We start from the raw sequence: 25,563 nt of genomic DNA, 5'->3' as shown, positions 1-25,563 counted from the left end.
AAAATAAAATCAGGCAGTGGCAGGCGGAACACGCATCGCGCGGGCGGCCTCGGTCTGGCGGGCACGGTATGCAATCAGTTTTTCAGTCAGGATCGTATCGTTGACGGCCAGATTGGCAATCACGTGCAGCGCGGCATTGGCGGCACCGGCCTCGCCAATGGCGAAGGTGGCAACCGGCACGCCCTTGGGCATTTGCACAATCGACAACAGAGAATCTTCACCGCGCAGATAGCGCGAAGGCACGGGTACGCCGAACACGGGCAAGTGCGTCAGGGCCGCCAGCATACCGGGCAAGTGAGCCGCACCGCCTGCACCGGCAATAATGGCTTTCAGGCCACGGGCTGGGGCCTGGGCGCCGTAATCCACCATATCAATCGGCATGCGGTGGGCAGAGACCACGCGGCACTCATAGGACACGCCAAATTCATCCAGAATGGCCACGGCCTGGCTCATGACATCCCAGTCGCTGGAAGAACCCATCACAATGCCCACGGTGGGGGTCGCAGGAGTTTGTACGCTCATTAGAGATACGCCCTAAAAGGAAGAAGGCGCCATGCTACCAGGCGCCTTGGTCAATAGAAAAACAGCAGGGTCCATCCAAGGATGGGTTTTCCGGCGAGGCAGACTTTGCTCTGCCCATCGCCCTCCCCCAAAGCCCGGCTCGCTGTAGCAAGTCGTCCACGGACATGAGCCGCTTGGCACCCTGCTGAGGACGAGCAGGCAACTCGTTTACGATGAGTGCCTGTCCGGGCTGCAAACCGTTCACGCCGTCAGGCGTTCCAGGGCTTCACGGTATTTGTCAGCCGTACGCTGGGCCACTTCAGCAGGCAAGCGCGGTGCGGGCGGCGTCTTGTCCCAGACCTGGGTTTCCAGCCAATCGCGCACAAATTGCTTGTCGTAGGACGGTGGGCTGATACCTTCGGCATAGCTGTCGGCTGGCCAGAAACGCGAGGAATCCGGAGTCAGCACTTCGTCCATCAAATGCAGTTGGCCTTGATCATCCAGGCCAAATTCAAATTTGGTATCGGCAATCAGAATGCCACGGCTGGCCGCATAGTCGGCAGCTTCAGTATACAAACGCAGGGTCACGTCACGGATTTGCTCGGCCAGTTCCTGACCGACTTCCTTGACCACGTGAGCAAAATCCACATTCTCGTCGTGCGAGCCCATTTCAGCCTTGGCCGCTGGAGTAAACAACACGTGGGGCAGCTTGGCAGCCTGCTTCAAACCTGCAGGCAAGGTGATGCCGCAAACCGCACCAGTCGCCTGGTAGTCTTTCCAACCCGAACCAATCAGGTAACCACGAGCCACCGCTTCCACCATGATGGGCTTCAAGCGCTTGACCACCATGGAGCGGCCTTCGACTTGAGCACGCTCTTCAGGCGCCACCACATCAACCGGGTTCACGCCCGTCGTGTGATTAGGGATGATGTGTGCCAGCTTGCTCAGCCAGAATTCGGTCATCTGCGTCAAGACAGCGCCCTTGCCGGGAATGGGGTCGTCCAGAATCACGTCGAATGCCGAAATGCGATCACTGGCCACAATCAACAACTTATCCTCACCCACCGCATACATGTCCCGAACTTTGCCGCGCGCGAGTAGCGGCAAGGAGCTCAGGCTGGATTGATGTAAGGGCTCTTGCACGATTTCATCCTTAAAACGAAAACATCCCGCTGACTATGGATGCAGGCGGGACGACAATCCCGGCGCCTGCGGCACCGGGCAAAGACGCGGAGACCGAGGCGGGCAGTCGTGCTGCCCACTCCTGCCGCCGCCTGACAAAATTACTGAACGATCTGGGACAGCTCGCCGGTGCTGTACTGGCGGGCAATTTCCTGCAAAGGAATAGCCTTGATCTTGGAAGCCTGACCGGCGGCGCCGAACTGCTGGTAACGGGCCACACACACTTTCTTGGCGGCTTCGCGAGCAGGTTTCAGGTATTCGCGCGGGTCGAACTTCTCTGGGTTTTCAAACAGGAAACGACGGATGGCGGCAGTCATGGCCAAACGGATATCGGTGTCGATATTGACCTTGCGCACGCCGTACTTGATGGCTTCCTGAATTTCTTCCACAGGCACGCCGTAGGTTTCTTTCATGTCACCACCGAACTGACGGATTTCCGCCAGCAATTCCTGAGGCACGCTGGAGCTGCCATGCATCACCAGGTGGGTGTTAGGTAAGCGACGGTGAATTTCTTTCACACGCTCGATGGACAGAATGTCGCCAGTAGGCTTGCGGGTGAACTTGTAAGCGCCGTGGCTGGTACCGATGGCAATAGCCAGTGCGTCCAGTTGGGTGCGGGTCACAAATTCAGCCGCTTGCTCGGGGTCGGTCAGCAGTTGATCCAGGGTCAGAACGCCGTCGGCACCGTGGCCGTCTTCCTTGTCGCCCTGCATGGTTTCCAGAGAACCCAGGCAACCCAGTTCACCTTCAACGGTCACGCCCAGCTTGTGAGCCATATCGACCACTTTGCGGGTCACTTCCACGTTGTATTCAAAGTCGGCAATGGTTTTGCCGTCGGGCAGCAAGGAGCCGTCCATCATCACGCTGGAAAAACCCAGTTCGATGGCGCCTTTGCAAATCTCGGGGGACTGGCCGTGATCCTGGTGCATCACCACAGGGATGTTGGGGTAGGACTCGACAGCCGCTTCGATCAGGTGACGCAGGAACGCTTCGCCTGCATATTTACGAGCACCAGCCGACGCCTGCATGATGACGGGGCTGTCCGTCTCCGAGGCGGCTTCCATAATGGCCTGGACCTGCTCCAGGTTATTGACGTTGAACGCTGGAATACCATAACCGTGCTCGGCCGCATGATCGAGCAGCTGGCGCATGGAAACTAGGGCCATGAGAAGACCTCCTGAAGACGAAAATAATTGAAAAACTTGGCTGGGCACGGTTCGTGTCCAGCCGATTGTTTGTAAGCGTATTAACTGGCGGTCCGACGCGCCGACTTGGGGCGGAACGCTTGCACCACATGCTCGTGAGTTTGTGCGTAAGGTCCGCCGATCAGATCGATGCAATACGGGACAGCTGCAAAAATACCCGGCACCAATACTTGTCCGGTTTCTGTATCCCGTAATCCTTCCAGTGTTTCCTGAATGGCTTTGGGCTGCCCAGGCAGATTGATAATCAGAGCAGCGTGGTCCTGAATTTCTCGGATGACCGCAACTTGCCGCGACAAAATCGCTGTTGGTACGAATTTTAAACTGATTTGACGCATCTGTTCACCGAATCCGGGCATTTCGCGCGTTCCCGCGTCCACCGTGGCCTCCGGGGTCACGTCACGACGGGCCGGGCCAGTGCCACCAGTGGTCAAAATCAGATCGCAACCGGCGTCCACCAGCTCGACCAAAGTGCCGGTAATCTGGGCTCGCTCATCAGGAATCAAGCGCTCCAGATAGGCAGGTGCGACCGTCAAGGCGGAATCCAGCCAGCGGCGCAGCGCCGGTATACCTTGATCCTGGTACTGTCCGCTGGAGGCGCGATCCGAAACCGACACCAAGCCGATACGCAATTGATCCGGATGCTCGCGGGGAGACTGTCGATTGAATGTCATGCTTTTCCTTGGAAGCGAAATAAATTACAGGCCCTGAACGGGCCTGCCAACCGCAGGATTGTAACGAATCGCAGTGGGGCTTAAATACAACGGCCGCCATCGACCTCGATGCAGGTGCCGGTCACAAACTCGGCCTCGTCCGAGGCCAGATACAGCGCTGCCGCCGCCACGTCCTTGGGTGTGCAAAAACGGCCCAGCGGAATTCCCGCCAAAAAGCGGCTGCGATTTTCCGGCGTATCGGGCATACCCATGAATTGTTCCAGCAATGCCGTGTCACCAATCACCGGATTAATGCAGTTGACCCGAATATTATCCGGGCCCAATTCGGCTGCCATCCCCTTGCTGATCGTCACCACTGCACCTTTGGTGCCGTTGTACCAGACCAATCCGGGGCGCGGACGCAAAGCGGCGGTGGAGGCAATATTGATGAACGACCCCGAACCTTGAGCCCGCAAGTACGGCACAAAGTGTTTGGCACTCCAGTAAATGCTTTTCACATTGACGGCATAGACCAGATCGAACTCGCTTTCGCTGACCTCCAGCAAAGGCTTGTTGCGGTGTGTGGTGCCTGCATTGTTCACCACAATGTGCAGCCCACCGCACTCACGCAAAGCAATATCCAACAGGGCATGCACTTCGTCCCCTTGCGAGACATCACAAGCGGCAAAAATGGCCTGACCACCCGCAGCCTGAATCTGGGCAGCGGCGGCTTTGCCTTGCTCCTCATTCAGGTCGGCAATCAATACACGCGCTCCTTCACGTGCAAAACGTTGCGCGATACCCAGGCCAAAACCCGATGCACCGCCCGTCACGATAGCCACTTTGTCTTGCAATCGCATCTTTGTCTCCTTCTGCTTTCTATATAAAAAATGGCGGCTTTGCGCCGCCATTAATGAAACCTGTTTAGCGTTCAGCTGCCATGCTGCCAGAAAACCCGGCCCACCACAGCCACGCTTACCCTAGATTCCCTCAAGATCAGTTCGCAGCATGACGCAGCGCAACTGTTTTCAAGGACGTCAGCGCATACAGAGCCTCAAACCCTTTTTCGCGTCCTATGCCAGACTGGCCGGTTCCGCCAAAAGGCAGCTCTACCCCACCTGCCGCGCCGTAATTATTCACAAAGACCTGCCCGGCCCGCAGTTGTCTGGCCATACGTACCTGACGGGCTCCGTCGCGGGTCCAGACCCCGGCCACCAGACTGTAAGGCGTACCATTGGCCATGGCGATCGCGTCCTCCTCGGTGCCGAAAGGCTGAGCGACCAGAACCGGACCAAATATTTCCTCCTGCGCCAGGCGATGATCAACTGGCACATGCCCCAATAAAACAGGCACTTGATAAAAACCACCAGCCGGGGCCTTGGAGTCCAGCTTGCCTTTGGCAAGCACCACAATACCGTCCTGGTCCAGATTTTCCAGATAGGAGCGCACTCGCGCTTGCTGCTGGGCGCTGATCAGCGGACCGCAATCCAGATTGTCGCTTGCCGCCCCGGTCAGCAACGCTTTAAAGGCCTCGATCAAACGCTCGGTAAAATCACCATAAATAGCGCGCTGAATCAGCACCCGGCTGCCTGCCGAGCACGTTTGCCCTGCGTTCTGCACAATCGCGTTGACCACGACTGGTAAGGCCGCATCCAGATCCGCATCCGAGAACACGATTTGCGGAGACTTGCCGCCCAGCTCCAAGGTGACTGGTACAAAGTTACGCGCCGCTTGCACGGCTACCTGACGGCCCGTGCCGGGAGAACCAGTGAAAGAAATATGATTGATGTCGGGATGTGCGGACAGGGCCTGCCCCGCCTCGCTCCCCAGCCCCGTGCAGATATTGAGCACACCCGCCGGCAAGCCCGCTTCGTGCAACAACTCGGCCACCCGCAGCAAGGACAGGCTGGCATCTTCCGCCGGTTTCACCACGCAGGTGTTGCCTGCCGCCAGGGACGCGGCCACGCTGCGCCCAAAAATTTGCAAGGGGTAATTCCAGGGAATGATATGCGCGGTAACCCCCAAGGGTTCACGCAAGGTAAAGGCCGTCATTTCCCAGCCCAATGGGATGGTTTGACCGTGCAGCTTGTCCACCGCGCCCGCGTAGTACTCAAAATAGCGGACAATGGCAGCAGCATCGGACTGGGCCTGGCGTAAAGGCTTGCCGGTATCGCGGGACTCCAGCCGCGCCAATTCCTCGCGGGCATCAGACAGGGTTCGGGCGCAGCGCAGCAGCAATTGGCTGCGCTGGGCGGCAGTAAGATGGCTCCAGGGCCCCTGACTGGCACGTCGGGCGGCCTGTACAGCCCAATCAATATCCACCTCGGACGATTGTGCTAGCCGGGCAAAGATTTCGCCCGTGGAGGGGTCGATAACCGGTAGCAAACCACCGCCCTCCGCGCCAAGCTGCTGTCCGTCAATCCAATTGCGACACTCCATGACCGCCTCCAATGCTATTGTTATCCCAGCCAATCGAGCTTTGCTCGAGATCATTCTACTCAAGGACTTGCCGCTTTGGACTCTCGACAACGTACTTTGCTCTTAGCGGGCGCTGGCGATCTGGGCACCCGCACCGGTATGCTGGCCCGCCATCACGACTGGCCGGTGATCGGTCTGCGCCGTCATCCCCCTTTGGACGATGACAGCGGGATTGAATGGGTGCAGGCTGATTTAAGTGAGCCCTCCTCCCTGCGCCTGAAACACCGCAAAATCAGCCACGTACTTTACGCTGTCTCCCCCGGCCAGCGTAGTCAGGCTGCTTATGAACAGGTATTTCTGCACGGTCTGGAAAACCTGCTCAACGAACTGGACCTGAAAGCCCTGAAACGCTTCGTCTTTGTTTCATCCACCGCCGTCTACGGGCCAAGCAATGAATGGGTGGACGAGAACTCGCCCACCGAACCGGCACAATTTAACGGGCAAGTGCTGCTGCAGGCCGAGCAGTTGCTGCACCACCGGATTCCAGCCCAGGCTGTCGTCATCCGACCCAGCGGCCTGTACGGGCCAGGACGCACCCAATTACTGGATCGTCTGCGTGAAGGCCGCGCCACCGTGCCAGACGACCCTGAACATTGGGCCAACCGCCTGCATATTGAAGATGCTGCGCGCGCCTGCTGGCACCTGCTACGTGCTCCTGCGCCCTTCCCTTGCTATATAGGCACTGATAGCCGTCCTTACCGGATTACGGAACTGTATGACGGACTGGCTGATTTGCTGAAAGTACCGCATCCCGAACGGCGTCAGTCCAATGAAGGTGGCAAACGCCTGAGCAACCAGCGACTGCTGGACAGCGGCTTTCAGCTGGACTGGCCCGATGCCATGCAAGGGTATGCGCAGTTGATTAAAGATGGGGCGTAAGCGCAGCTCATACTCTATCCCATCCACGTACACAAAGAAGAACATAGCGCCTATGGTGCATCCTTTCCGGACTTTCCAGGTTGTTTTGCAGCGGCTGACGAATTACAGGATCTACCTAAGGCGGCTCAAGAAGCCGTTGAGGCCCATTTCTTCGGCGACAGCTCATCCATTCCTGCTCCAACCACACCTGAAAGCTGGTCTTGGCACGATGACTATAAAGACGGATTTTGGATGATGGTTGATATTGACCTATCCAAAGTCAACAACAAAGCCATTCGCTTGAATATCAGTCTGCCGGAGTCCTTAGTCCACCGCATTGATGCTGTCGCAAAAGCCCAGCATCTATCCCGCTCTGCATTCCTGGCAAAAACTGCTGAACGCGAAATGGCCAATGCCTGAACCATAAAAGCTATGCACACAAAAAAGCCAGTCAACTTGCGTTGACTGGCTTTTTCTTATGCAGCCAAAACTGACTTAAGCCTTGTCTTCCAACGCAGCCACAGCAGGCAAACGCTTGCCTTCCAGGAATTCCAGGAATGCACCGCCGCCGGTGGAGATGTAGTCCACATCCTCACCAATATTGAACTGGGCAATCGCGGCCAGGGTGTCACCACCGCCAGCAATCGAGAAGGCCTTGGAGTCTGCAATCGCGCGTGACAGGGTTTCGGTGCCTTGTGCGAAGGCCGGGAACTCGAACACGCCCAGAGGGCCATTCCAGACCACGGTGCCAGCCTTGGCAATGATGTCAGCGATCTGCTGAGCCGTTTGTGGGCCCACGTCCAGAATCATGTCATCGTCCTGGACTTGATCAGCAGCCTTGATTTCAGCCGCTGCATCAGCAGCAAAGGACTTGGCGCACACCACATCCACAGGGATAGGCACTTCCGCACCGCGCTCTTTCATGATGCGGATCACTTCGCGGGCTTCTTCCAACTGGCTGTCTTCCACCAGGGATTTGCCCACGGACAGGCCGCTGGCCATCATGAAGGTATTGGCAATGCCGCCACCGACCACCAGTTGGTCAACCTTTTCGGCCAAAGCGCGCAGGATGGACAGTTTGGTGGATACCTTGGCACCACCCACAATCGCGACCAGAGGACGTGCAGGCTGATTCAGGGCACGGCCCAAGGCTTTCAACTCGGCTTCCAGCAAGGGACCGGCGCAAGCTACAGGAGCAAAGCGGGCGATCCCTTCGGTAGTCGCTTCAGCACGGTGAGCCGTACCAAAGGCGTCGTTTACGTAAACGTCACACAAGGCTGCCATTTTACGGGCCAACTCGGGATCGTTCTTCTTTTCCCCCACGTTACAGCGGCAGTTCTCCAGCAAGACCACCTGACCGGGCGACACTTGGACGCCATCGAGCCAATTGCGACGCAGCTCAACGGGCATGCCCAACAACTCGGATAAACGTTGCACCACGGGTTCCAGCGAATCCACAGGCTGGCACTCGCCTTCTTTAGGGCGACCCAGGTGAGACGTGACCATCACCGCAGCGCCGGCATCCAGCGCCATGCGAATGGCAGGTACCGAGGCACGCACGCGCGTGTCTTCGGTAATACGTCCGTCTTGCAGAGGGACATTCAGATCAGAGCGGATAAATACCCGCTTGCCTCGCAGCGCGTCCGTTTCGGCCAGCGCAGACAAGGTCTTGATGCTTGTAGACATGGTTTTTTGTTCTGGGAATTAACGTGACAGGGGCGGGAAATCCCGCCCCTGCTATTCAGATCTTACTTGGCCGACATCAGTGCGATGGTGCTGTCGAGCATACGAATGGAGAAAGCCCATTCGTTGTCGTACCAGGCCGCCACTTTGACCATATTGCCGCCGGTAACTTTGGTCAGCAGGGAATCAACCGTGCTGGAAGCGGTGGTGTGGTTAAAGTCGATGGACACCAGAGGCTCGGTGCAGTAGTCCAGAATACCCTTCATGGCGCCTTCCGAAGCTGCCTTCAGAATGCCGTTCACTTCTTCAACGCTGGTGTTGCGGCTGGCCACGAAAGTCAGGTCAACCATGGACACGTTGATGGTAGGAACGCGCACAGCGTAACCGTCCAGCTTGCCATTGAGTTCTGGCAACACCAGACCCACAGCCGCAGCCGCGCCGGTCTTGGTAGGAATCATGCTGCTGGTGGCCGAACGGGCACGGCGCATGTCCTTGTGACGCACGTCGGTCAGGACCTGGTCGTTCGTGTACGCGTGGATGGTGGTCATCAGACCGCTGACCACGCCCAGTTCCTTGTGCAAAGGAGCAACCAGGGGAGCCAGGCAGTTGGTGGTGCACGATGCGTTGGAGATAACGGTGTCGGTGCTTTTCAGAATGTCGTGGTTCACGCCGTACACGATGGTGGCATCCACATCCTTGCCACCGGGGGCCGAGATGATGACTTTCTTGGCACCGGCTTGAATGTGCTCACTGGCTTTTTCCTTGGTGGTGAACGCGCCGGTACATTCCAGCACCACGTCCACACCCAGTTCAGCCCAAGGCAGGGTCAGCGCATCGCGCTGGCTCAGCAGGCGGATACGGTCACCGTTGACCACCAGGTAGTCGCCATCCAGCGACACATCGGCGTTGAAACGGCCATGCACGGAGTCATAGCGAGTCAGGTGTTCATTGATCTCGGCACCGCCCGAGGCGTTGATGGCCACGATCTCGATATCGTGTTTTTTGCCGTACTCGTAGTGGGCACGCAAGATCATGCGGCCGATACGACCATAACCATTGATTGCGACGCGAATCGTCATGTCAGACTCCAATTACAAAATTTCTTGAACGGCCGCAGCGACCTTCTCTGCTGTCAGACCAAAATGCTTGAACAGGACGCCAGCCGGGGCGGATTCACCGTAGGTATCAATACCCACTACGGCGCCTTCCAGACCCACGTACTTGAACCACAGACCGGTGGTCCCGGCTTCAACTGCAACGCGTGGAATGCCTGGGGTCAGGACCTGATCGCGCCACTGCTTGTCTTGAGCATCGAACAGGTTGGTACAAGGCATGGACACCACGCGGGTCGCAATCCCTTGCTGAGCCAACTGTTCCTGGGCTTGCAGCGCCAAACCGACTTCCGAGCCGGTTGCCATGATGATGGCGCGCGCATCTTGCGCGTCACGCAGCACGTAGCCACCACGACGGATGTTCTGGATGGTTTGCGCATCGCGTTCGACGAAGGGCAGATTCTGGCGCGACAAGAGCAAGGCGCTAGGACCGCCGCTCTGTACGTCCATGCCGATGCTGGTAGGACGCTCGACCGAACATGCCCAGGCCACGGCAGTTTCCGTGGTATCACAAGGACGCCAGACGTGCAGGTTGGGGATCAGGCGCAGGCTGTTGGCGTGTTCAATGGACTGGTGTGTAGGACCGTCTTCGCCCAGACCGATGGAGTCGTGGGTAAAGACGTGCACAACGCGCTGCTTCATCAAGGCAGCCATACGAATGGCGTTACGCGAGTAATCGGAGAAAGTCAGGAAGGTGCCGCCAAAAGGCAGGTAACCACCATGCAGGGCGAGACCATTCATGATGGCGGCCATGCCGAATTCACGCACACCGTAGTTGATGTGGCGACCAAAATGCAGACCATCGGCGTGAGCGCGAACCGCTTCGGCCCCCTTCCAGTCGGTGAAGTTCGAGCCGGTCAGGTCAGCCGAGCCGCCCAGCATTTCTGGCAGCACATTGACCAAGGCGCTGATGGCCAATTGCGAGGCTTTACGCGATGCAATGGTTTCGGCCTTCTGAGCGGTTTCTTCAATAAAGGCCTGGACTTTGGCGCTGTAGTCAGCAGGCAGTTCGCCTTTCAGACGACGGGCCAGTTCGGCGGCCAGTTCAGGATAAGCCTGGCTGTAGGCGTCAAAACGCTTTTGCCATTCGGCTTGCTGAGCACCGCCTTTTTCGCGGCAATCCCAGCCTTGGTAGATTTCCTGAGGAATTTCAAACGGACCGTGGTTCCAGTCCAGTGCAGCACGGGTGGCAGCGATTTCATCAGCGCCCAGTGGAGCACCGTGGACTTTCTCGGAACCGGCGGCATTAGGAGCGCCCTTGCCGATCACGGTACGGCAGCAAATCAGGGTAGGACCCGTGCCCTCTTTCGCGTTGCGGCGAGCCTGTTCAATCGCGCTATTGATCGAAGTGGCATCGTGGCCATCAACCGCGCGAATCACATTCCAGCCGTAGCTTTCAAAGCGGGCGGGAGTGTCATCACCAAACCAGTTCTCGACCTTACCGTCGATGGAGATGCCGTTGTCGTCGTACATCACGACCAGCTTGGAGAGCTTCCAGGTACCGGCCAAGGAGCAAGCCTCGTGCGAGATACCTTCCATCAAACAGCCGTCGCCAGCGAAAACCCAGGTCAGGTGGTCGACCACATCGTGGCCTTCGCGGTTGAACTCGCGCGCCAGCAAGGCTTCAGCCAGTGCAAAACCGACCGCGTTACCCAAACCCTGGCCCAAAGGACCCGTGGTGGTTTCCACACCAGCGGTAATACCCACTTCAGGGTGGCCCGGAGTGCGCGAATGCATCTGACGGAAGTTGCGCAGCTCGTCCATGGGCAGGTCGTAGCCGCTAAGGTGCAACAAAGCGTAGATCAGCATGGAACCGTGGCCGTTTGACAACACAAAACGGTCACGATCAAACCAGGCAGGGTCGGCAGGGTTGTGTTTCAGGTGCCGGGACCAGAGAACCTGGGCGATATCGGCCATGCCCATGGGCGCACCGGGGTGGCCCGAATTAGCTTGTTGCACGGCATCCATAGACAAGGCACGGACGGCATTGGCTAGGGTTTTATCAGAGGCTGACGCAATATCCATTAGAAGCTCATTGGGGCGGCGGCGCGACAATTCCGGCAAGCGGACGGCTCACGACCCTGATTAGTTTATAAAACGCGCTATTTTAGCATTGCTGGCGCTAAATCGCCCCCACTAGAGCTGGGGCCTTGTGCTTTCTCCCCCAAGCCCGGGTACGGTATGCTTGTGCGGTTTTTTATGCTTGATGGTGTCTTGATATGGCAGCTCCCCGCTTCTACCACCCCTTGGGCCTGACGGCCCAGACCGAGATCGCCCTGCCCGAGGCACTGGCGCATCATGCCATCCGGGTGCTGCGTTTAAAGGACGGCCAGGACATCGTCCTGTTTGACGGACTCGGGACTCAATACCCCGCCACCTTGCGCATTGATGGCAAAAAAGGTTTCGCCGCCCTGGGCGCTGCCCAAACACCGGTCCGCGAGCTGGCCGGTCGCATTACCGTCCTGCAAGGCATTGCCTCCAGCGATAAGATGGACTGGATTATCGAAAAAGCCGTGGAAATGGGCGTCAGCCGCCTTGTGCCGATTCGCGCGCAACGCAGCGTACTGCAACTGAATGCGGAGCGGCAGGCCAAACGCATGGGCCATTGGCAAAGAGTGATCGAGTCGGCCAGCGAGCAATGTGGTCGCAACCGCTTGATGGAACTGTCTGCGCCGCTGACATTGGCCGAGTACTTTCGCGAGGCTGAAACTGGCCTGCATCTGTTTTGTGATCCCGATGCGCCCCTGCAACTGGCGCAGGCCATTGGACCGCAAGATCAGGCCATGACGATATTGATTGGCCCCGAAGGCGGTTGGTCGCCCGAAGAGCAAAAGGTGGCACTGGGTGCCCAGGCTCGGGCGATTCGTTTCGGGCATCGCGTGCTGCGAACCGAAACTGCCGCCTTGGCGCTGACAGCAGCGATCAGCGCCTTGCAAGGCTGGGAATAAAACCGATAACTTATTCCTCGTCCTGGCTGGAGTAGGAAGCAGGCGTCTCGCCCGGTTCGGGGTCAGGGTGCTTGCCAGCGTGTAGAACGACACAAACAAAACGGCGCTCGTTGTTCGAGGCCCAGGCATGTACATCTTCACACACGCCCAAAATAGCCTGAGCGTCTTTTTCCAATGCGGGATCACCACTGTGCAGATTGTCCAGCCACAGGGCCAGGCCTGCTTTCTGGTCCAGCACGGTGTCACACAGGCAATCGTAGAGCGCATCCAGATTGCCACCAAAAAACTCAGGGTAATCGACAGCCTTGGCGACTGCTCGCAGCACAGCGGAACGATTGCGCGCACGATCGCAACTTACTTCCAGGGCGGTAAGCCCCTGGTCCTGTGCCTGCTCCAGAAAATCAGCAGCCGTCAGGCCCGTTGCGTCGAGCACGCCGCCTTGTTGCAAAGCCTCTTGCAAAGTCAGGGATTGGCTCATCAGGACGCTTCCTTAAAAAACGCTAATACTTCTTCACGACGACTCATGGTATCGGTCTTTCCTAATTCGATCAGCTCTTGGGTATAGCCGGACTCGAATAACAAATATGAGATTAATGCACCGCCTGTGGTCGGACCGGACTTTGAAGATACACCAAGTACTCGAAATAGGGTACGTGCAGCAGTTGGCATCTGATGAATATGCCGAGTGGCAATTTCATCCAGCGAGCGGCTGGGAGTGATGGCAAACGTGCTGACAGGACGCAGCGATTGGCTTTGTAATACATTTGCAGGCATATAGGCAAGCAATGTATTGATGCGTTCCATACGCTCAATATCCGTTGACACACTATCGAGGAATATGTTGGATAAGGCATAGCCACTGATCTGCGCCAAAGAGGGATAGGGCGGATCCTTGCACTCTTGCTCATGGTAGGTGTTGTCCGCGTATCCCGTCCCTACAATCAGGACCTTACGCGCCCCCAGATGAATCGCCGGGCTGATAGGGGCCAACTGACGCATCGTCCCGTCCCCACACCACTGGGTTTGCTTGCCTACCCGCAAGGACTGGGCCGGAAACATGAAGGGAATCGCACTGGAAGCCATCAGGTGATCCACCCCGATCACACCTGGGATGGCTCGGCGCAGATTACGCGTCCAAGGGCGAATACGCTCGTCACATTGATAAAAAGTCAGGTGCTCACCCGTGGTGTAGGCAGCCGCCGTAATCGCCAACGCCCCCAGGTGCTGTTGAGCCAGATTGCGCTGCAAACGGTCAAAGTCCAGATTGTCTTCCAGCAAGTCGCGCAGCGGCGAATTGTCCAGCATGGAGTGCGGCACATGGTCACGCAGACGCGGGGCCAGCCAGCCCAAAACCAGCGTGGCCACCCAGTGCGCACTGGTGGCCAGCAACTGCAAGGGGTCGGCATGAAAAATATCGTTAGTGTGCAACGACCCCCACAGCTGTTGTATATGATCGACAGCCTCGTGCGGCTTGTCAGCGCGACACGCTAATCCGGCAGCATTGATGGAACCGGCCGACGAGCCACAAATAATATCGAAAGGGTTACGAAACTGAGGGTTGCGGTCCGGGTCCAGAAGCTCCAGCAAACCAGCCAGCACCCCGGCCTGATACGCGCCGCGCGCCCCGCCCCCATTCAAGATCAATGCCACGGAAGCGGGAGAGCGCTGGATCATGACAGGTATCAGCCTTCAGAAGCAACGTTGGCATCGACCACCGTGACCGCCGTCATATTGACGATACGGCGCACCGAGGAGGTGGACGTCATGATGTGAACCGGTGCCCGTGCCCCCAACAGGAAGGGACCGATCGCCACGTTGCCACCGGCCGCCGTCTTGAGCAGGTTGTAGGCAATATTACCCGCTTCCACGTTGGGGCAGACCAGCAAGTTCGCCTCGCCAGTCAGGGCCGAGGTGGGCAGGATTTGATGGCGGGCCTTTTCATCCAGCGCGCAATCGCCGTGCATTTCCCCGTCTACCTCCAGACTGGGATCGAGCTTGCGCACGCGCTCCAGCGCACCACGCATGGTGACCGCCGCAGGCGAATCATTGGTCCCAAAGTTCGAGCTGGACAGCAACGCCACCTTGGGTTCGATATTGAACTGGCGCATCTTGCGAGCCGCCGCCAAGGTGATCTCGGCCACCTGATCCGAATCGGGATCGTGGTTGATATGCGTATCGGTCAGGGCCACGCTGCGCTCACTGAGCAGCAGAATATTCATGGCGGCATAGGTTTTGACGCCGGGGGCTTTGCCAATCACCTGATCCACGAGCTCCAGATGGTTTTCGTAACGCCCCACCGTGCCGCAAATCATGCCATCGGCATCGCCCAGGTGCAGCATCATGGCGCCGATCAAGGTTGGGCGACGGCGCATTTCCACACGCGCCATCTCTTTGCTGATGCCACGACGCGACATGATTTCCCAATAGCTGGTCCAGTAACGGTGAAAACGATCATCCTGCTCGGGGTTGGTCACTTCCACATCAATGCCTAGACGCAGGCGCAGGCCGTAGCGCTCAATACGTTGCTGCAGGACAGCGGGACGGCCCACCAGAATGGGGCTGGCCAGCCCTTCGTCCACAATAATCTGTACAGCACGCAACACGCGCTCGTCCTCGCCTTCGCTGAACACCACACGCGACTTGGCGCCGTCTTGCACCAGGCCACGGGCCAGCGAGTAAATCGGCTTCATGAACGAGCCGGACTTGTAGACGAACTGACGCAACTGATAGATGTAGCTGTTCAGATCCGCAATCGGACGGGTCGCCACGCCCTCTTCCATGGCCGCTTTGGCAACCGCAGGAGCGATACGCACAATCAGGCGCGAATCAAAAGGGCGGGGAATAAAGAAGGACGGACCGAAAGACACTTCTTCCAGGCCATAAGCGGCAGCAACGCCTTCATCCTGCTCTTCACGTGCCAACTGACAAATGGCCAGCACAGCGGCTTTTTCCATGCCGCGCGTAATCGTGGTGGCGCCCACGTCCAGTGCGCCACGGAAGATATAAGGGAAGCACAGCACATTATTGACCTGGTTCGGATAATCCGAACGGCCAGTTGCCATAACCACATCATCACGCACGGCGTGAGCATCTTCAGGCAAGATCTCGGGGTTCGGATTGGCCAAGGCCAGGATCAAGGGCCGGAGAGCCATTTTCTTCAGCATCTCGGGCTTGAGCACGCCACCGGCGGACAAGCCCAGAAACACATCGGCCCCATCAATCACGTCACTCAAAGTACGGGCGTCGGTCTGTTTGGCAAAGCGGGCCAGCTCGGGCACTGGATTTCCGGGACGGCCTTCGTGCAACACGCCATCAATATCCGTCACCCAGATATTTTCCAGTGGCAGCCCCATATCAATCATCAGGTCCAAACAAGCCAGCGCGGCAGCACCTGCACCCGAGGTCACTACTTTGACCTGCTTAAGGTCTTTTTCCACCACGCTCAGGCCATTCAGAAAGGCGGCTGTCACGCAAATTGCGGTGCCATGCTGGTCGTCGTGAAAAACAGGAATGCTCATGCGCTGGCGAAGCTTGCGCTCTACCTCGAAACACTCGGGCGCTTTGATGTCTTCCAGATTGATGCCGCCAAAGGTCGGCTCCAGGCCTGCAATAATATCGACCAGCTTGTCAGGGTCGGTTTCATTGATCTCGATATCAAACACATCCAGACCGGCAAAGCTCTTGAACAGCACGGCCTTGCCTTCCATAACCGGTTTGGCAGCCAGAGGGCCAATATTGCCCAGGCCCAGCACCGCAGTGCCATTGGAAATCACTCCAACCAGATTACCCCGACCGGTATAGCGAAAGGCATTTTGCGGGTCGTTGACGATTTCCTCACAAGCAGCCGCAACCCCGGGCGAATACGCCAGCGCCAGATCCCGCTGGTTAGAGAGTTGCTTGGTCGGCGTGACCGATAACTTTCCGGGCCTGCCCTGCTCATGATATTCCAGAGCTGCTTTCCGAAAATTGGCGTCCATGCTGTATACCTACCAAAAAATCCATTTAAAACGGACCGGGATCGCCAGAAAGCGGCCATTGCCTGTCAGCGTAAATTCAAACAAGCGCGTGGCTTGATACGCTAAATGCTGTTCTTGTCTCCGAAACCCCGATCGCCTTGCCTGGCCCTCAAGGCCAAAGCAAGGACCATTCTAGCCCTTGAGTTACAAGCTGGGTCAAGCGCAGGCCAGGACAAACTTACAGCGTCTGGCCTGGGTAAGAAAACCGGTCAGTAGGATCAAACAACGCCTTGATACGGCTATCCACATCCTGAGCCTGCCAGGATTGCTCCTGATTCGGCCAGGACCAGTCTTGCGGGTCTGAGCCGCTTAACACAGCCTCATCCAGCACCAGCCATTCCACCCAGGCCAAATCACCGCCGTGGCCTAGCATTAAATGAGCCAGATTAATGCCCTCGCCTTCAACCGGTTCCAGCGCGTCCAGCCTATAGCGGCAAGGCCATTGCTCTTGTCGCAGGGCCTGGGTGTCCGACTCGCCCATCAACTGGAACAAGGCAGGAATCAATTGCTGCATGCGCAGGCTATCAAGGGGATTGCGATTGTCCTGTCCAAAAGGGCCCAGGGCCGCTTGCGTGTTGTCCGCCAGAATGACTGAACAATGCAACACACCTGACAAGGCCGTGCGACCACTGGGCCAATCATGCTGACGCCGGTCGGCCAACCAGGCAGCGACGGTCATGCCTGCCGGGGCATTGGCCAGACCTTGAAAACCTTTGGCTTCCATCTCGCCCAGCAGACAGCCGGGCTGTACAAACCAGCGATTGGAGTTCGGTTCCAGACGGTCACAGCGGGCCATCTGTCGGCCTGGGGCCAGGACTATCATGGGGTCATCGGTTTCACTGGCCTGCGGCACGCCTTCCAGACACACCGTCACGCCGTACTCGGCCGCCAGCGTCAACACCATATGCACGTCCGCACTGGAAGCGGGCTCCAGACGAGCCTGCTCGTGATGCGCTTCAGTGCCAAGTTCGGACCACTGGCCCTGCACTCGGGCTTTCAGGCGCGAACAAAATGTCTGCCAAGCCGTCTGGGGAGGACGACGCCCCATCAAAAATGCACGCCGCGACGAAGAAACCATAGACTTTTCCTGCAACAAACCTAAACTTGAGTCTCACTGGCCCGCCGGTTTGCACCCCTACTGGGCACACGCACACGCCACAGCCACCTGACGCCCTTTTGAGCAAGGTCCTACAATACACTTTTTACCCGAGATTTGCCGCATGTCCCGCCTCGCCCGTCGTACCGAGCACGTTCTTCCCTTTCACGCTGTTGAACTCTTCAAACAGGCCAATGCCTTAAAGGCCACTGGCCGCGACATCATCAGCCTGGGCATAGGCGAGCCGGACTTTACCGCCCCGCAAGCCGTGGTCGATGCACTGCATCAGGCCAGCAATCAAGGTTTAGGCCAATACACCGCCCCTGCCGGTCTGACCGCTCTACGTGAACGCATCGCCCTGTATTACGAGCAGCAGTTCCAGGCCCGTGTCGACCCCTCGCGTATTGTGGTCACGGCGGGCGCATCGGGTGCCCTGTCTCTGGCTACGCTGGCCCTGATCAATCCCGGCGACGAAGTACTGATGCCCGATCCGTCCTACCCAGCCAACCAGAACTTCATCATGGCCGCTGGCGGCACAGCCCGCCTGATTCCCGCATCGGCAGACGAACGCTTTCAGCTAAGCGCCCAGCATATTCGTGAACACTGGGGTCCCAAGACCCGTGGCGTTCTGATTGCTTCGCCCAACAATCCCACTGGCGCGACGATTTCCCGCCCTGCCCTGCAAGAACTGATCAAGGAAGTGCGCGCCCGTGACGGCTTCATCATCATGGACGAGATTTATCTGGGTCTGTTTTATGAAGAAGCACCACTGAGCGCCCTGACCTTGGATCAGGACATTATTGTGATCAATAGCTTTTCCAAGTATTTCCACATGACGGGCTGGCGTCTGGGCTGGTTGATTCTGCCCACCTGGATGACCGAAGCCTGCGAGCGCATGGCCGCCAGTCTGGCAATCTGCGCCCCCTCCCTGGCCCAACATGCCGCCCTGGCCTGCTTCGAGCCGGAAACCATGGCCATTTATGAAGAGCGTCGTCTGGCCTTTAAACAGCGCCGTGATTACCTGCTGCCCGAGCTGGAGCGTCTGGGTCTGCGCGTGCCCGTACGCCCGGATGGCGCTTTCTATATTTATACGGATATTCGCGAATACAGCCAGGACAGCGATGCCTTCTCGCAGCAACTGCTGCACGAGGCGGGTGTGGCGGCGGTGCCGGGCCGGGACTTTGGTACGGCCCATGCGCCTTATACCTTGCGTCTGTCCTACGCAACCGGCATGGATCGCCTGCAAGAAGCGATCAGCCGTCTGGGGCAGTTTCTGGGCCGCTAAGCCCAGCCTCTTTTCCGTCTGTCGGGCGATCAAGCCCGATTCCATAAAAGTATTTCGGGCCGCAAGGCCCGATTTCTTTTTCTATCCAGACTGCTTAGCGTGCCCGAATCGGAATACCCGAGGCCAAGGCAATACGACGGCGTTCAGCCAGTACCTTCGCGCCATAACCACCATCGCTAGGACCGGTGGCTCCCACATAACAGGCCAACCCCCCCTCCAAAGACCCACGGCGACGGATGCAGTCCGACAGAATCTGCCCGCCCACCCGAATATTCGCTTCCGGGCTAAGCACGGCCAGCGTGCCTTCCATATAGATATCAAACTTCTCTTTATGGACTTTGGTCATCACCTGCATCAGGCCCTGCGCACCCACATGGCTTTCTGCATAGGGGTTGTAGCGCGACTCAATGGCAATCACCGCCAGAATCAGTTGCGGGTCCAGGTTCTTTTCCTTGCCCACAATAAAAGCGGTGTGAATCAAAGCACCCGCCACCGAATAGGCAATCTTGTACTTGCGCGCCAGGTAACTGCGCAAAGCCTGCTGCTGAGCCGCCGTGACGCCGGCAATAGGCTGCCCGGTGACCGACGCACGCAGATTCTTCATGAAGCCCTGATAGGTAGAGACCGCTTGCTGCTGCTCCGCCTGACTCAAGTCTTCGCCTCCTTCCGACAGGTTGGGCTGAGTTTTATCCGCAGGCCAGACTGCCTGGCTGTACGCATCGTATTTCAGCGCCTCAGGGCGCAGGGTTTGCACGAGACCGGTGTAAAGCTGGTTAAACTGAGCGCGCATCGATGGCACAACCACACAAGCTGCGATCGTGACCAGTACGGCAATGCCCAGGTACATGGCACATACGTGCACGAACTCGCCGATGCGATACGTCAGGGTGCGGGCCGAGCGACTAAGTACATAGTCCATATCTTGGAAGCCCATGGGATCATCCTTAGTATTGCTAACTGCCCGATGTTAACCTTAGAACCTGTTCAAGGTCTTAACCAAACATATCTGCAAGCGGAGCCCCGTTCTTCTGTGAAATACCGTGACTTGAGAGACTTTATTGCCCAGTTGGAAGCCAAGGGCGATCTGAAGCGGATTACGCAGCCAATTTCCACCTCGCTGGAAATGACTGAAATCAGTGACCGGGTACTACGTGCCGGTGGTCCGGCGCTTTTGTTTGAGAACGCCCAGCATCAAGGCGCTAAAGCTGCCATGCCGGTCTTGGCCAATTTGTTCGGTACGCCGCAACGCGTCGCCTGGGGTATGGGCGCGCAGGATGTGTCGGCATTACGCGACACTGGCGAACTGCTGGCCAATCTGAAAGAGCCGCAAGCGCCCACCGGAATGCGCGATGCGCTGTCCAAAGTGTCCATGCTCAAGTCCGCCCTGTGGGATATGAGCCCCAAGAACGTTCGCTCTCCCGCTTGTCAGGAAGTAGTGCTGGAAGGCAAGGATGTGGACCTGAACCAGATCCCCTTGCAACTGTGCTGGCCCGGCGACGTGGCCCCCTTGCTGACCTGGGGCTTGGTGATTACCAAAGGCCCCCATGCCAAACGCCAGAACCTGGGCATTTATCGCCAGCAACTGATTGGCCGCAACAAGCTGATCATGCGCTGGTTGTCCCACCGTGGCGGGGCGCTGGATTTCCGCGATCACGCCCTGACCAACCCCGGCAAACCCTTCCCGATTGCTGTGGCTCTGGGCACTGACCCTGCAACTATTCTGGGTGCAGTCACCCCCGTGCCCGATAGCCTGTCCGAATACCAATTTGCCGGTTTGCTACGCGGCTCGCGCACCGAAGTGGCCAAAGCCTTGGGGAGCGACCTATCCGTGCCCGCCTGGGCCGAGATTGTACTGGAAGGCCATATCCTGCCCAGCGATCACCCGGAAGCTCTGGCCCCCGACGTGCCCGAAAGCATGAAACCGCCCGCAGACAGCAGCTATGAAATGGCACTGGAAGGCCCTTACGGCGACCACACCGGCTACTACAACGAGCAGGACTGGTTCCCGGTCTTTACCGTCGAGCGCATCACGATGCGCCGTAATCCGATTTACCACAGCACCTACACTGGCAAACCACCCGATGAACCTGCCGTTCTGGGTGTGGCACTGAACGAAGTCTTTGTGCCCCTCCTGCGCAAGCAATTGCCTGAAATTGTGGATTTCTACCTGCCACCCGAAGGCTGCAGCTATCGCCTGGCCGTCGTGTCGATTCGCAAGCAATACGCAGGCCATGCCAAGCGCGTGATGTTTGGCGTCTGGAGCATCTTGCGCCAGTTCATGTACACCAAGTTCATCGTCGTGGTGGACGAGGATGTGAACACGCGTGACTGGAAAGAAGTGATCTGGGCCATGACTACCCGTATGGACCCGGTGCGCGACACCGTGCTGGTGGAGAACACACCTATCGACTATCTGGACTTTGCCTCGCCGGTCTCGGGACTAGGCGGCAAGATGGGCATGGATGCCACCAACAAGTGGCCCGGAGAAACCCAGCGCGAATGGGGTACGCCTATCAAGATGGATGAGGCCACCAAGAAAAAAGTGGACGATATGTGGGGATCGCTGGGGCTGTAAACCAGAACGCACCTTCATCCGGCGCATTCAACAACAAACAAAGACCATCACCGCAAGGGTGCATGGTCTTTGTTTTATTCAGCTCATCAAAGCGAGCCATCCCACACGGCGCCCACAACCGACGCTAGGTCGGCAAGGCCAGTGGCTCCACCAGCTCAATCAGGTACTCATCCGGGTCAAGCACAAAGGCAATCGTGCGTTTGCCGTGATTCATCTGCTTGGGAGGCGTCTTGACCCTGACGCCCTGCTCTTCCAGATAACGCACGGCCTGATGCACGTCCTGGACCATCAAGGCCAGATGACCAAAAGCCCCGCCCTTCTCATATGACTCTTTTTGGTCCCAGTTCCAGGTCAGCTCCAGACTGGACTGCGTGCCCTGATCAAAACTGAGAAACACATTGGTGAAGCGGCCGGACTCATAGTCCGTATGGCGCACAACATGCATGCCCAGAATATCGCGGTAGAACGCCAGGGATTGTTCCAGATCCAGGACGCGCAACATGACATGATCAAGGCCAAACTGTATTTCGGAAGTGCTCATAGCGAGGGGCAGAGGGTGGAAAATTGCAATGTAGCAAAACCGCCCCCCTTGCATCATGACCGCTCATCAAGGGTCCATGAGAAATACTCAAGCCTTACGCACTGGCCGCCATCAGCTCCGACGAGATGGTCTGGATGAATAAAGGCACACAGGGATTGGCATTGCTTTCCTGCCACATGATGTTGATGAAGGACTGCGGATGCTGCCCCGATAAGTCCAGATCAATGGCCACCAAATCACGGTGTACGTACTTGCGCAAGGACTGCGATAAGACAGCAATGCCAATATTGGCCGCCACCATGCTCATGATGCCGGTAATGGTGCTGGCTTCCTGCACGGAATTGGGATGAAAACCGGCATGTCGGCACAGTGAATAAAAATAGCGCCGCCAGACCTGCCAATGCGTCTTGCTGCCCACCACAAAACGCTCATTGGCCAGTTCCACCAAGGGGATGGATTTTTCCTTTGCCAAAGGGTGATCGCTCTGCAAAAGAACGATAGGGTCATCATGACAGACCGGCTTCCACTGCACGCCCAGTTCCTCGGGATCATCAGAGAAAGCAAAGCCAAAGCCCAAGTCCAGGCTGCCCTGCTGCAAGCCCTGAATTTGCTGCTGCGTGGGCATATATAACAAATCGGTTGTGATGTTCGAATACTGCTGCTTGAAGTGCTCCAGCGTTCTGGGTAACACGTCCTGCACCGCGTAGTCGTTATAGGCAATGATCAGGTGTCCGATATCGCCAAACTTGGCTTTCTGGGCCAGTTCGATACCGCGCTCCAGATGCACAAAAACCTGCTCGATTTCCTGCAGCAGCAAAAAGCCTGCCGCTGTCAGCCTGACTTGGCGGGTGCTGCGTTCAAACAGATCCACCTGCAAGTCCTCTTCCAGCTTTTTGATGATGCGCGTCAGCCCCGGTTGCGTGATGTGCAGCAGCTCCGCCGCCTTCTTGAAATGCAACTGTTCGGCCACCGTTTTAAAGGCGCGCAGGTGATGCAAGTCCAGGCGTGCGGGAATCATGGTTTCGCTCATTTTTTAGATTGATAACATCGCGATCAATAATAGTGCGCGAATAGTGAATGGACAAGCAATTTGCAGAGGATTAGCTTATCTAGCACGCACTGGATGGCGCTTTGCAAGCATGCCAGGAGCGGATGCCCAGCCCCACAGAAAGGAGGAACTCATCCTGTTGCAGCCGATGCTCTAACCGAGCTTTCAACCAATACCAAGAAAAGACAGACACGTATAAATAATAAAAAAACCAGCTACCCCCACAGGGTTTGATTTCAAAAAACAGATAGTCCCAATACTTGAGGAGACATAAGTATGCAAAGGGAAAGCACCGTGGCCGAATCGGAACATACCGATACGGGTCACATCAAGAAAGTAATGATGGGTTCAGCGGCCGGTACGATCGTTGAATGGTTCGACTTTGCCTTGTTCGGCTATATGGCCGTGTACATTGCACAAAACTTCTTCCCCACGGAAGACAAGATGGCGGGCTTGCTGGCCACCTTTGCAGTATTTCTGGTGTCCTTTATTGTTCGCCCCCTGGGCGGGATCTACTTTGGCCGACTGGGCGACCGCATTGGCCGCAAGAAGATTCTGGCCCTGACCGTCTTGCTGATGTCCGGCTCGACCGCGGCCATTGGCCTGATTCCAACCTATGACAGCATTGGCATCTGGGCTCCGGTTCTGCTGATCATCATCCGCTGTATTCAGGGGCTGTCGGCCGGTGGCGAATATACCGGCGCCACCATCTACACCGTTGAACACAGTCCCATGAACAAACGCAACTCCTACGCTTGGGCGATGTCCGGTGCCACCTATTTTGCGTTTGCACTGGCCGCAGGGATCAGCGCCGGTCTGGCCGCCATTGTTGGCACCGAGGCCATGGGCGATTGGGGCTGGCGCACCATCTTCCTGCTGGCCGTTCCCATGGGCATCGTGGCCTTTTTCATTCGCGACCACCTAGCCGAATCACCCGAGTTCCAGCAGATGCGCGCAGAGAAAAAAGGTCAGCTCAGCTACAGCGCATCCCAGGTCTTCAAGGCAGAGGGTTCCAATATTGTGAAGCTGGGCGGCTTTATCGTGCTGTACGCCCTGTCCTTCTACATTTTCTCCACCTACATGAACACCTTCCTGCGCACGGTCATTGGCTTGTCCTCCGTCCAGTCCCTGACCGCGAACATGGTTGCCCTGCTGTTCGTCACTGCCCTGACCCCGCTTGCCGGTGTAATCTCGGACCGGGTGGGCCGCCGTCGCATGATGCAATTTGCCGCTGTCTGGCATGCGCTGTTCACCATTCCGGCCTATATGATCGTCAGCAAGGGAGCTTCTTTGGAGGCCGCTATTTTCGGCATGCTGATTATCGGTATTGGTCAGGTGGCAGCCAGTGTGGTGGCCGTCACTCTGCTCTCGGAGATGTTCCCGACCGACATGCGCTATACCGCTTCGAGCATGTGCTACAACATCACCTTCGCAATTTTTGGTGGTACCGCACCCTACCTGGCCATCTGGCTGACGGCGCAGACAGGCAGCTATCTGGCTCCCGCGTTTTACGTCACGGTGGTCGCGGTTCTGTGCTTTTTCTGGGTGACGGTGCTGATGCCCGAAACCGCCAACAAGCCTTTACGCCGCTATCACACCGAACCGGCTCATGATGCCAAACCGGCAGTCAGCATGGGCAAGGCAAGCGCCAGTTAAGCCCTCACCATTCCCGCTGGTTTTCCGTCATCAACAGCCCTGTTTTACAGGGCTGTTTTTTTTATGGAAAAAGAGCATTGATTTACATTAAAAGCAATTCACATAAAGCTGATTCTGCCTATACAGAAACCGTATTACCATACCGGCTTCTATAGAATAGCCTTCTATAGCCCGCGTCAAATATAGACTCACCTCCTGCCTTAAGCAGGCAGAAGAATACGCTTGCACTGCCCAAGGAATTTGCACCATGACCACCATCAGCCTCACCAACGTAACCGTAAGCAGCGACGCCCACTCGCATGCCCAAGGGTGGCTGACGGTTCAATTCAGCAATGGCTACAGCATCCAGGCCTACTGCCCCGAAAGCAGTGACAACTGGGCCCAAGGAGCCCGGCAGCTGTGCAAACCAGGACATCACGACGGTCTGGCTCCCACGCAGGTAGACGAGCTGCTGATGCAAGCGGCCGACGATGGCAGCTATGTCGTCCTGCAAGCCACTCTGCCCAAGGCTGCCGTTCCCATGACTTATGCCCGGCCCGCTGACGAGCACGTCTATATGGAGCTGTCCCACAAACAGCAAAGCGTTTTCAGCGCGGATTTCCTGGCCATTGCCGCGATTATTTTCGGGGCGCTGTATGGTTTGAAATGGTTATTTGAAAAGTATCTGCTGCCAAAACTATAAAAAAACGCAGCCTAAAAAAAAAGCGCCCTGTAAAAACAGGACGCCTA

23 protein-coding genes are annotated in these 25,563 nt (G+C 57.3%); 7 read left to right on the top strand and 16 right to left on the bottom strand.

The features are described from left to right. Window positions 1-9: 9 nt before the first annotated feature. The 6 genes from purE to LNA76_RS10605 all read right to left on the bottom strand — a co-directional run bounded on the left by purE (window position 10) and on the right by LNA76_RS10605 (window position 5,977). Entirely contained in the window at window positions 10-522 is a 513-nt protein-coding gene (purE, locus tag LNA76_RS10630; protein ID WP_162496909.1) for a 5-(carboxyamino)imidazole ribonucleotide mutase, read from the bottom strand. 240 nt (window positions 523-762) lie between these two features. Next, complete coding sequence (locus LNA76_RS10625) at window positions 763-1,644, bottom strand: phosphoribosylaminoimidazolesuccinocarboxamide synthase (protein ID WP_230019047.1); 882 nt, start codon at window positions 1,642-1,644, stop codon at window positions 763-765. A gap of 140 nt (window positions 1,645-1,784) precedes the next feature. After that, window positions 1,785-2,849 carry a class II fructose-bisphosphate aldolase gene (gene fba, locus LNA76_RS10620; RefSeq protein WP_094195714.1) on the bottom strand — a complete coding sequence of 355 codons (1,065 nt, stop codon included), beginning with the start codon at window positions 2,847-2,849 and terminating at the stop codon, window positions 1,785-1,787. An 80-nt stretch (window positions 2,850-2,929) separates the two neighbouring features. Then, entirely contained in the window at window positions 2,930-3,559 is a 630-nt protein-coding gene (gene mog / locus LNA76_RS10615; RefSeq protein ID WP_108728051.1) for a molybdopterin adenylyltransferase, read from the bottom strand. Between the two features lie 80 nt (window positions 3,560-3,639). Beyond that, window positions 3,640-4,398: an SDR family oxidoreductase gene (locus LNA76_RS10610; protein WP_094195712.1), complete on the bottom strand. Its 759-nt coding sequence runs from the start codon at window positions 4,396-4,398 to the stop codon at window positions 3,640-3,642. Window positions 4,399-4,534: 136 nt separating this feature from the next. Beyond that, on the bottom strand, window positions 4,535-5,977 hold the full coding sequence (locus tag LNA76_RS10605; RefSeq protein ID WP_230019046.1) for an aldehyde dehydrogenase family protein: 1,443 nt from the start codon (window positions 5,975-5,977) through the stop codon (window positions 4,535-4,537). A gap of 75 nt (window positions 5,978-6,052) precedes the next feature. Here LNA76_RS10605 and LNA76_RS10600 point away from each other — a divergent pair, with 75 nt between their 5' ends. Then, window positions 6,053-6,895 carry an NAD-dependent epimerase/dehydratase family protein gene (locus LNA76_RS10600; protein WP_230019045.1) on the top strand — a complete coding sequence of 281 codons (843 nt, stop codon included), beginning with the start codon at window positions 6,053-6,055 and terminating at the stop codon, window positions 6,893-6,895. Window positions 6,896-6,904: 9 nt separating this feature from the next. Further along, on the top strand, window positions 6,905-7,294 hold the full coding sequence (locus tag LNA76_RS10595) for a type II toxin-antitoxin system HicB family antitoxin (protein ID WP_125277051.1): 390 nt from the start codon (window positions 6,905-6,907) through the stop codon (window positions 7,292-7,294). A 75-nt stretch (window positions 7,295-7,369) separates the two neighbouring features. Here LNA76_RS10595 and LNA76_RS10590 read toward each other — a convergent pair whose 3' ends face one another. The 3 genes from LNA76_RS10590 to tkt form a co-directional block, all read right to left on the bottom strand. Beyond that, window positions 7,370-8,560: a phosphoglycerate kinase gene (locus LNA76_RS10590; RefSeq protein ID WP_275263375.1), complete on the bottom strand. Its 1,191-nt coding sequence runs from the start codon at window positions 8,558-8,560 to the stop codon at window positions 7,370-7,372. Between the two features lie 62 nt (window positions 8,561-8,622). Next, window positions 8,623-9,636, bottom strand: coding sequence for a type I glyceraldehyde-3-phosphate dehydrogenase (gene gap, locus LNA76_RS10585; protein ID WP_094195708.1), 1,014 nt, complete (start codon window positions 9,634-9,636; stop codon window positions 8,623-8,625). Window positions 9,637-9,648: 12 nt separating this feature from the next. Further along, the gene (tkt, locus tag LNA76_RS10580; RefSeq protein ID WP_230019044.1) at window positions 9,649-11,694 is read right to left on the bottom strand and encodes a transketolase; all 2,046 of its coding nucleotides are present in this window, start codon (window positions 11,692-11,694) and stop codon (window positions 9,649-9,651) included. Between the two features lie 194 nt (window positions 11,695-11,888). Here tkt and LNA76_RS10575 point away from each other — a divergent pair, with 194 nt between their 5' ends. Continuing rightward, window positions 11,889-12,617 (top strand): 16S rRNA (uracil(1498)-N(3))-methyltransferase, encoded by a 729-nt coding sequence (locus LNA76_RS10575; protein WP_108728056.1) that lies wholly within the window; start codon window positions 11,889-11,891, stop codon window positions 12,615-12,617. Between the two features lie 10 nt (window positions 12,618-12,627). On the opposite strand, the gene LNA76_RS10570 is transcribed toward LNA76_RS10575, so the two are convergent. From LNA76_RS10570 to LNA76_RS10555, 4 genes are all read right to left on the bottom strand, one after another. After that, window positions 12,628-13,095 (bottom strand): barstar family protein, encoded by a 468-nt coding sequence (locus LNA76_RS10570; protein ID WP_009455142.1) that lies wholly within the window; start codon window positions 13,093-13,095, stop codon window positions 12,628-12,630. Continuing rightward, on the bottom strand, window positions 13,095-14,291 hold the full coding sequence (locus LNA76_RS10565) for a patatin-like phospholipase family protein (RefSeq protein WP_230019043.1): 1,197 nt from the start codon (window positions 14,289-14,291) through the stop codon (window positions 13,095-13,097). Before LNA76_RS10565 ends, LNA76_RS10570 begins: the two co-directional genes overlap by 1 nt. Window positions 14,292-14,299: 8 nt before the next feature. Next, a complete protein-coding gene (locus LNA76_RS10560; protein ID WP_230019042.1) occupies window positions 14,300-16,594 on the bottom strand; it encodes an NADP-dependent malic enzyme in 2,295 nt (764 codons plus the stop codon). Window positions 16,595-16,811: 217 nt separating this feature from the next. After that, on the bottom strand, window positions 16,812-17,711 hold the full coding sequence (locus LNA76_RS10555) for a hypothetical protein (protein WP_125277055.1): 900 nt from the start codon (window positions 17,709-17,711) through the stop codon (window positions 16,812-16,814). 142 nt (window positions 17,712-17,853) lie between these two features. On the opposite strand from LNA76_RS10555, the gene LNA76_RS10550 reads away from it, so the two are divergent. After that, the gene (locus LNA76_RS10550; protein ID WP_094195702.1) at window positions 17,854-19,014 is read left to right on the top strand and encodes a pyridoxal phosphate-dependent aminotransferase; all 1,161 of its coding nucleotides are present in this window, start codon (window positions 17,854-17,856) and stop codon (window positions 19,012-19,014) included. A 94-nt stretch (window positions 19,015-19,108) separates the two neighbouring features. Here LNA76_RS10550 and LNA76_RS10545 read toward each other — a convergent pair whose 3' ends face one another. Beyond that, window positions 19,109-19,948, bottom strand: coding sequence for a lytic transglycosylase domain-containing protein (locus tag LNA76_RS10545; RefSeq protein ID WP_094195701.1), 840 nt, complete (start codon window positions 19,946-19,948; stop codon window positions 19,109-19,111). A gap of 96 nt (window positions 19,949-20,044) precedes the next feature. Here LNA76_RS10545 and LNA76_RS10540 point away from each other — a divergent pair, with 96 nt between their 5' ends. Next, window positions 20,045-21,589 (top strand): UbiD family decarboxylase, encoded by a 1,545-nt coding sequence (locus LNA76_RS10540; protein WP_230019041.1) that lies wholly within the window; start codon window positions 20,045-20,047, stop codon window positions 21,587-21,589. Window positions 21,590-21,713: 124 nt separating this feature from the next. Here LNA76_RS10540 and gloA read toward each other — a convergent pair whose 3' ends face one another. Both gloA and LNA76_RS10530 read right to left on the bottom strand, forming a co-directional pair. Beyond that, the gene (gene gloA / locus LNA76_RS10535; protein WP_230019040.1) at window positions 21,714-22,130 is read right to left on the bottom strand and encodes a lactoylglutathione lyase; all 417 of its coding nucleotides are present in this window, start codon (window positions 22,128-22,130) and stop codon (window positions 21,714-21,716) included. Window positions 22,131-22,224: 94 nt separating this feature from the next. Then, entirely contained in the window at window positions 22,225-23,148 is a 924-nt protein-coding gene (locus tag LNA76_RS10530) for a LysR family transcriptional regulator (protein ID WP_121738147.1), read from the bottom strand. 306 nt (window positions 23,149-23,454) lie between these two features. Here LNA76_RS10530 and LNA76_RS10525 point away from each other — a divergent pair, with 306 nt between their 5' ends. Together LNA76_RS10525 and LNA76_RS10520 are read left to right on the top strand one after the other, a co-directional pair. Further along, entirely contained in the window at window positions 23,455-24,834 is a 1,380-nt protein-coding gene (locus LNA76_RS10525; RefSeq protein ID WP_230019039.1) for an MFS transporter, read from the top strand. Window positions 24,835-25,081: 247 nt separating this feature from the next. After that, window positions 25,082-25,516, top strand: coding sequence for a hypothetical protein (locus tag LNA76_RS10520; protein WP_230019038.1), 435 nt, complete (start codon window positions 25,082-25,084; stop codon window positions 25,514-25,516). Window positions 25,517-25,563: the final 47 nt, after the last annotated feature.

Source organism: Alcaligenes sp. MMA, from assembly GCF_020907215.1.
GTDB classification, from domain to species: Bacteria; Pseudomonadota; Gammaproteobacteria; order Burkholderiales; family Burkholderiaceae_B; genus Alcaligenes; species Alcaligenes aquatilis.
Note: the sequence above shows the minus strand (reverse complement) of the source record. Positions and strands in the feature narration are given on the sequence as shown.